Source organism: Nonomuraea sp. NPDC001684, from assembly GCF_053596515.1.
The window spans coordinates 1-7,058 of sequence record NZ_JBSFGJ010000464.1 but is presented as its reverse complement, the minus strand read 5'-3'; the positions used below and the strand labels follow the sequence as shown (position 1 = coordinate 7,058).

Here is a 7,058-nt window from a genome sequence, read left to right as displayed (position 1 = left end):
GCGTCTGCGACAAGATCGTGCCGGGCCTGTTCATCGGGGCGCTGCACTTCGGGCACCTGCCGGCGATCTTCGTGCCGGCCGGGCCGATGACCTCCCGCCCGCCGCGCGTCGGTGATGAACGACGACTGCCCGGCGGGCGCCGCGTAGAACAGCGCGTCCTGCCGCAGCTCCGCGCTGTCGCCCTGCTGGAACTCGGCGAAGGCGACCTGCCGGTGGCGGATGCGGTCGCCGGTGAACGCGTCGGTGTCCACCCGCAGGGTCCGCGACGGGGTCGGGCCGTCGGCGCCGGTCCACACGTGCACGCGCGGCGCGCCGCCGTAGGAGGTGGTCTTGTCGTGGCGGGCGTCGGAGGTCCTGGCGTTGCCGCTCCACGCGACGCTCGCCGCGCCGGCGTCGAGCGTGCCGGACCACTCCCAGTTCTGGCTGCTGCTCTGGCTGCGGTGGATCTCCCGGAGCCGGGTCCCGCCCGCGTCGGTGAAGCGGACGGTCGGCAGGACGCCGTTGTCGTACTGGCGGCTGGCGGACCAGGTGATCTCGCCGGCGGCGTCCAGGCGTCCCACCCGGTACCAGAGCGTGGTGGCGTTCTGCGACTGGTGGACCTCGACCAGGTCGCCGTTGTCGTTGAGGGCGACGGCGGGGGTGACGCCGCTGTCGTACCTGCCGTGGCGCAGCCAGGTCACCCGGCCGTCGGCGCCGTACGCGCCGGTCCAGTACCACAGCGCTCCGGCGCCCGAGTCGTGCACCTCCACGACCTGGCCGCGGGCGTTGGCCGCGACGGCCGGGTTCGAGCCGAGGTCGCGCTTGTACAGCGTGCGGGTCGTGCCGTCGCCGGAGATCACCGGGAGCACGCGGCCGCGCAGCGCGTCCACGGCAGGCGGGCCGGCCGGGTAGTCCTCGGCCCGCAGCAGCCGCGGCCCGAAGGCGGCGACGAGCTCGTCGTTCAGCGCGGCCGGGTTGCCCGCGGCGTGGGACGGGTTGTCGGTCAGGTCGTCCTTGAGGTCGAGGGCGACGACGATCGGCGCGGCCGTGGGATGGGCCGCCGACCAGCCGGCGATCACCGCGAGCCAGTCGCCGAGGAGGTTGGAGGCCGGGTTGCCCGCGTGGTCCACCTCGTCGCCGGGGGCGTCGTGGCCGACGGAGTAGTCGCGGGCGGTGGCGTACCCGTTGTCGTGCACGTCGAGCTCGACGAAGCGGACGCCGTGGTCGAGCTGGTAGGCGATCGAGTTCCTGGCGCCGTTGATGTTGCCCGAGTAGCTGTTGTGCGTGGCGCGGAAGACCGCCGAGGGTAACGGCACGTCCGCCGCCGCCTCGGCCGATCCGCCCGCCGTCAGGACCGAGGCCGCGGCGGCGAGGGCTGACAGGACGGCTCTCGAACGGGGCATGCGCTGATCCTCACGTCGGGGGGCGATTGCTCCCAGACAATACGATCACGGCCCTGCGGCCAACCCCGCCGGACGAACCGGCGGGGCGGCGCGGAGTGAGACAGCCTGACGGGTGCGTTGGAGGTCAGCGGTCCTCGTGGACGCGGCCGAACTCGACCGCGGGTGCGCTGCCGGCGAAGTTGCGGTCCACCTCGGCCCGCTCGGCCATGCTGGGGGTGGCGTTCGTGCAGCTCACGGGGGCGCTGGAGCCGGACATCAGGTCGCCGCAGAGCCCGGTGCGCCGGTCCGGCAGGCCGAGGATGTGGCCGATCTCGTGGGTGGCGATCCGCAGCGGGTAGTAGCCCTGGTTGACCGCCTGGCGGCCCATCCAGATGGTGCCGCGGCCGAGGCTGGTGGGCAGCGTCCTGGGCCAGTTGTTGTCGGCCAGGACGACGAAGCTGGCGGGCGTGCCCTGCATGAGCCGGACGTTCACCACGTTCGCGTTCCAGACCTGGGCGGCCTGGTCGATCACGGTGACGAACTCCGCCGACCGGGAGGCGTCGTACCGCAGCACCCGGACCAGCACGGCGGCCTGGGCCGGGGAGGTGACCAGCAGGAAGGAGAGGGCGAGGACGACGGAGAGCGTGACACGGAGAGACCTTGACACGGATCCTCCTCCAGAAGTTGGGGGGTCCTGTCACGGTAGGCGCGCAGCCAGGGGTGCGAAAAGTAGCTATTAGTGCATATTGCCGCGATATGCCGACGACGGCCCCGGCTTGTCGATCCGAGCAACACTGAGCGGTTTGCGCGCATAAAAGGAAGATTGTCCTGAGTTGATCAGGGCAGTGGGGCCGGGATGTCCACCCCCGATCTCGTCCTGGCCCTCGGCGGCGCCGCCGCGCTGCTCGCCGCCGTCCTGCCCGGCCTGCTGGCCCGCCGGGCCTTCTCCCCTCCCCTGGTCTACCTGCTCGGCGGCATGGGGCTGTACCTGCTGCCGATCGGGCTGCCCGAGCCCGATCCCGTCGCCCACCGGGCGGCCGTCGAGCACATCACCGAGATCTGCGTGCTGGTCTCGCTCATGGGCGCGGGGCTGGCGCTCAACCGGCGGATCGGGTTACGGAGCTGGTCGACGACCTGGCGGCTGCTCGGCTGGGCGATGCCGCTGACCGTCGCCGGGGTCACGGCGGCGGCCTCCGGCGTGCTGGGCTGGCCCGTCGCCGCCGCGCTGCTGCTGGGGGCCGTGCTCGCGCCTACCGACCCGGTGCTCGCCTCCGACGTCAGCGTGGGCGAGCCCGCCGACGCCGAGAACGCCGACGACGAGGTCCGCTTCGCCCTCACCTCGGAGGCGGGTCTGAACGACGGGCTGGCCTTCCCCATCGTGTACGCCGCCATCGCCCTGGCCACCGCCGGCGGCCTGGGCTGGACGGGCGAGTGGGCGCTGACGGACGTGCTCTACCGGATCGTCGCCGGGGTCGTCTGCGGCCTGCTGATCGGCCGCCTGCTCGGCCGGCTGTTCTTCCACTCCCCCGCCGAGGAGCTGCGCCTGGCCGAGCGCCGCGACGGCTTCGTCGCCCTGGGCGCCACCCTGCTCGCCTACGGGGTCACCGAGCTGGTCAGCGGCTACGGCTTCATCGCCGTGTTCGTCGCCGCCTGCGCCATCCGCCGGGTCGAGCACGGACACGGCTACAACAACGTCCTGCACGGCTTCGTCGAGCAGCTCGAACGGCTCTTCACCTCCTGGCTGCTGCTCCTGCTCGGCGGATTCGTCGCCGCCGGCGGCCTGGCCCCGCTCACCTGGCGCGGCGCCCTCGTCGGGGTGCTGCTGATCCTGGTCATCCGCCCGCTGGCGGGCTGGCTCTCCCAGGTCCGTGGCCCGGCCGGCCCCCGCGAGCGCCGGGTCATCTCGCTGTTCGGGATCCGGGGGGTGGGGTCGCTGTTCTACCTGGCGTACGCGCTCGGCCACGCCGACTTCGGCGTGCCGCCCGAGGAGCTGTGGGCGGTGACGGCCTTCACCGTGGTGCTCTCGGTCGTCCTGCACGGCATCACCGCGACCCCGGCCATGGCCCGCCTCGACGCCCTCCGCGAGCGCCTGGCGACGGGCGCGCGGGGGTAGGACGCGGCCTCGCGGAGAGGGGGCCGCGAGGCCGCGTCACCGTCCGGCTACCGCAGGACGGACGTCCATCCGGGGCGGCCGGGCAGCGGGCTCGGGCCCGGGACCCGCCTGAGCGACGTCTCGTCCGGCGGGACGGCCGGGCAGCGGGCGCCCTGGGCGGGCAGGTCACGGGAGAGCAGGTAGCGGTCGAAGGCGGCCGTCGTGCACTCGCCGCGCCCGTAGATGCCGTGCCCCCACCCTTCGTAGGTCAGCAGCCGGGCCTGCCGGCCGGCCTGCAGCGCCGTGGAGGCCGCCCACACGTACGGCGTGGCCGGGTCGTGCAGGGCGTTGCCGAGCAGCAGCGCCGGCGAGCCGTCCACCCTGAGCCGGTGCTGCCGGTTGGGCGTGGCCGTGCCCTGGCAGGCCAGCGCGAGCGGGTGCGCCGCGGCGCTGACCAGCATGTCCGGCGCGACGGCCGCCGACCTGCGGAGCAGCCGGTCCCAGTCGCGGTAGCCGCGGACGGGCAGCGCGTAGTCCTGGCAGAAGACGAAGCTCGCGTCGTTGACGGTCTCCCCGGCGGCCCGGACGGGCGGCGCGAAGAGCGGGCTGACCGGGCCGGCGCCGCTCTCCATGGCGGCCAGCAGCTCGGCGAGCTGGCTCCAGGCCGGGCCGTAGAACGCGCCGAAGGCCAGGCCGATGAGGTCGAGCCTGCGCAGCTTGACGTCCGGCTGCCCGGGGAAGGTCAGCTCGCCCCGGTCGGCCCTGGCCAGCAGCTCGTGCCACACCGCGCGGACGTCCCTGCCGTGCAACGCGCACGAGCCGGTCCGGCCGCACCAGGCCACGAACTCGTTGAAGGAGTCCTGGGAGGTCCAGGCCTCGGTGTCCAGGAACGCCTGGGTGCCCAGGCTGTGGTCCATGTTGCTGTCCAGCGCGAGGGCGCGGACGCGGCGCGGGTAGCGTTCGGCGTAGAGCTGGCCGATCAGGGTGCCGTACGAGACGCCGTAGTAGGTCAGCTTGTCGTCGCCGAGGGCGGCGCGCAGGGCGTCGAGGTCGCGGATCACGTACCCGGTGTGGACGTTGTCGAACAGCGGGCCGGTGCGCCGGCGGCAGTCCTCGCCGTAGCGCCGGTTGAAGGCGAGCAGGGCGTCCCAGCCGGCCTGGTCCTTGATCGACAGCGGGTCGGGCGCCTGCTGGGCGAGCTCCAGCGAGCAGGTGACGGGATGGCTGCGGCCCACGCCGCGCGGGTCGAAGCCGACCACGTCGAAGCGGCTGGTGATCTCGGGGGTGAAGCTGAGCCAGTTGTTCACCACGGCGTCCACGCCGGAGCCGCCGGGGCCGCCGGGGTTGATCACCAGCGACCCGATGCGGGCGGCCGGGTCGCTCGCCCGGCGCCGGGCGAGGGCCAGTTCGAAGGTCCCGGCGCGCGGGTCGTTCCAGTCGACCGGCACGGTCAGCGTCCCGCAGTCGGCCGCGGGGTCCTCCGCGCACGGCGCCCACCGCACGGCCGGGGCGGTGGCGGCGGCCGCGGGGACCGGCGCGAGCGGCGCCGCGAGGGCCGATAAGAGGGTGAGGATCAGGACTGGTCTTCGCATCGCGACTCCAATCGTTCGGGGACCTGATCATCGATCAGTTCCTCCGACAAGACCATCCGACTGGAGGAGGAGACCGGAGTCATCCCTGAGTACCTTCCGCTCGGCCCCCTTCGGACGGCGCGCGTACGCGGATCTCTCGTCAGGTCACCATGACCACATGCCGACGCGGACGTCCACGCCCGGAGAGGCGTGCAGGAGGGGCGGGCCGGCCGGGCCTGGCAGGCCGGCGGCCCGCAGCAGGTCCTGGTCGAGGCCGGTCAGCTCGACGTGCTGCAGCGGCCACGGCGGGTGCTCGACCTCGGCCGCGGCCAGCCGGCCCGCCACCCGGGTGAACAGCCGGTGGCGGGCGGTCAGGAAGTGCGCGAGCTCGTCCTGCTCGTCCTCCCGCAGGACGCCGCCCACCTCCGCCTCGGCGTCGCACCGCACGCCCCGCGTCCCCGGCCACCGCCGGCGGCAGCGGTAGCGGCGGCGCCGCCGGTCGATCCCGACCGACATGTCGGACCAGTGGTAGGGCAGCCGGTAGCCGGAGCGTCCGCCGAGCGCGGCCAGCAGCCGTCCCGCGTCCAGGGACAGGAACCAGACGCCGGAACGGCCGCGCGCGTCCCGCACGTACGTGCGGCAGTTGGTCTCCGGGAAGGCCGACAACCACGGCGCGGCGGGCAGGCCGGGCACCCGTACGTCCTCCATGAGGAACGGCGTCACCCCCACCCACGCCGACCCGTCCATGGTCTCGACGGCGAGCTCGTCCGGCACCAGCTCACGGACGGCTTCGACGGGGTAGCGCCAGTGCAGGAACGTGATGTGCGCCCACCGGTGGCACATCACCGGCAGTGCCACGCGCGGCGACGGCGGCGCCTTCACGCGCTGCGGCGGTGCTCGGCGAGGACCCGGCCGTCGCGCCGGATCCGGGCGGCCCGGTAGGGCGGGACCGGCCGGGTGACGCACGCCCGCGCGGCCGACTCGGCCTCCGCCTGGTCGATCCCCCAGCCGATGGTGTGCCAGCGGTCGCCCGCCGCGTCCAGGACGGTGATCTCGTAGAGCTGTCGCGCCGGACGCGGGGTGCAAGGGGTGTGGCGGTGCTCCATCCAAGTCTCCTCACGACGGGGGCGGACCGCCGCCTGCCCTACCCGGGGCGTTCCACCCCAATCCCCGCCTCCGGAACGCGTGACGGGAAGGGCTCAGGCGAGGGAACCTTGGGGACGAGGACGCGAGAGGGATCGGTGCACATGCCTGAGTGGCTGGAAGCGGGGACGTGGGGGCTGGTCGCCGGAGGCGCGCTGGTCCTCGGCGCGGCCGTGGCGATGCTGGTGCGGGTCCCGGCGCGGGCGATCGCCGCCGTCATGGCCTTCGGCGCCGGGGTGCTGATCTCGGCGCTCTCCTTCGAGCTGCTGGACGAGGCCGAACGGTCCGGCGGGCTGCTGCCCACCGCCGTCGGCTTCCTGGCGGGAGCCTGCGCGTACGTGGCGGCCAACGCGATCCTGGCGCGGCACGGCGCCCGGCACCGCAAACGCTCCGGCGACCAGCAGCCCAGCGAGGCCGACGCGCAGGGCAGCGGCGCCGCCATCGCCGTCGGCGCGCTGCTCGACGGCATCCCGGAGTCGGTGGTGCTCGGGCTGTCCCTGCTGCACGGCGGCGAGATCGGCCTCGCCGTCGTGGCGGCGGTGTTCGTCTCCAACGTCCCCGAGGGCCTGTCCAGCGCCGCCGGCATGCGACGGGCCGGGCGCAGCCCCGCGTACGTGTTCGGCGTCTGGGGCGGCATCGCCGTGGTGAGCGGCGTGGCGGCCATGATCGGCTACCTGACCCTCCGGTCGGCCTCCCCCGAGGCGATCGCGCTGATCACCGCGATCGCGGCCGGCGCCATCCTGGCCATGGTGGCCGACACCATGATCCCGGAGGCGTTCGAGCAGGCGCACGTCCTCACCGGGCTGATCACCACCGTGGCGCGTGGCCTGGCAGACCACCACGAAGACCTGGAAGCGCTCGTTTAAGCTCGCCGCCCAGGCCGACACCTTC

At 74.0% G+C, this 7,058-nt stretch carries 7 protein-coding genes; 3 read left to right on the top strand and 4 right to left on the bottom strand.

The window, feature by feature from the left end:
* Positions 1–17: 17 nt before the first annotated feature.
* The gene (locus ACWCSD_RS43920) at positions 18–1,289 is read left to right on the top strand and encodes a hypothetical protein (RefSeq protein WP_449924170.1); all 1,272 of its coding nucleotides are present in this window, start codon (positions 18–20) and stop codon (positions 1,287–1,289) included.
* A gap of 217 nt (positions 1,290–1,506) precedes the next feature.
* Here the strand turns inward: ACWCSD_RS43920 and ACWCSD_RS43915 are convergent, their stop codons facing one another.
* Positions 1,507–2,028 carry a snapalysin family zinc-dependent metalloprotease gene (locus ACWCSD_RS43915; RefSeq protein WP_449924167.1) on the bottom strand — a complete coding sequence of 174 codons (522 nt, stop codon included), beginning with the start codon at positions 2,026–2,028 and terminating at the stop codon, positions 1,507–1,509.
* Between the two features lie 189 nt (positions 2,029–2,217).
* On the opposite strand from ACWCSD_RS43915, the gene ACWCSD_RS43910 reads away from it, so the two are divergent.
* On the top strand, positions 2,218–3,474 hold the full coding sequence (locus tag ACWCSD_RS43910; RefSeq protein ID WP_397160149.1) for a cation:proton antiporter: 1,257 nt from the start codon (positions 2,218–2,220) through the stop codon (positions 3,472–3,474).
* A gap of 47 nt (positions 3,475–3,521) precedes the next feature.
* Here the strand turns inward: ACWCSD_RS43910 and ACWCSD_RS43905 are convergent, their stop codons facing one another.
* The 3 genes from ACWCSD_RS43905 to ACWCSD_RS43895 form a co-directional block, all read right to left on the bottom strand.
* Entirely contained in the window at positions 3,522–5,045 is a 1,524-nt protein-coding gene (locus ACWCSD_RS43905; protein WP_449924163.1) for an alpha/beta fold hydrolase, read from the bottom strand.
* Positions 5,046–5,189: 144 nt separating this feature from the next.
* Positions 5,190–5,882, bottom strand: coding sequence for a YqjF family protein (locus ACWCSD_RS43900; RefSeq protein ID WP_449924160.1), 693 nt, complete (start codon positions 5,880–5,882; stop codon positions 5,190–5,192).
* A 20-nt stretch (positions 5,883–5,902) separates the two neighbouring features.
* Positions 5,903–6,130, bottom strand: a complete 228-nt coding sequence (locus ACWCSD_RS43895) for a hypothetical protein (RefSeq protein ID WP_358293571.1) — start codon at positions 6,128–6,130, stop codon at positions 5,903–5,905.
* A 141-nt stretch (positions 6,131–6,271) separates the two neighbouring features.
* On the opposite strand from ACWCSD_RS43895, the gene ACWCSD_RS43890 reads away from it, so the two are divergent.
* Complete coding sequence (locus ACWCSD_RS43890) at positions 6,272–7,033, top strand: ZIP family metal transporter (protein WP_449924156.1); 762 nt, start codon at positions 6,272–6,274, stop codon at positions 7,031–7,033.
* Positions 7,034–7,058: the final 25 nt, after the last annotated feature.

Excerpts from the sequence above, each read along its gene's own strand:
- ACWCSD_RS43910 (WP_397160149.1), top strand. The coding sequence starts at position 2,218 with ATGTCCACCCCCGATCTCGTCCTGGCCCTCGGCGGCGCCGCCGCGCTG.
- ACWCSD_RS43905 (WP_449924163.1), bottom strand. The coding sequence starts at position 5,045 with ATGCGAAGACCAGTCCTGATCCTCACCCTCTTATCGGCCCTCGCGGCG.
- ACWCSD_RS43895 (WP_358293571.1), bottom strand. The coding sequence starts at position 6,130 with ATGGAGCACCGCCACACCCCTTGCACCCCGCGTCCGGCGCGACAGCTC.
- ACWCSD_RS43890 (WP_449924156.1), top strand. The coding sequence starts at position 6,272 with ATGCCTGAGTGGCTGGAAGCGGGGACGTGGGGGCTGGTCGCCGGAGGC.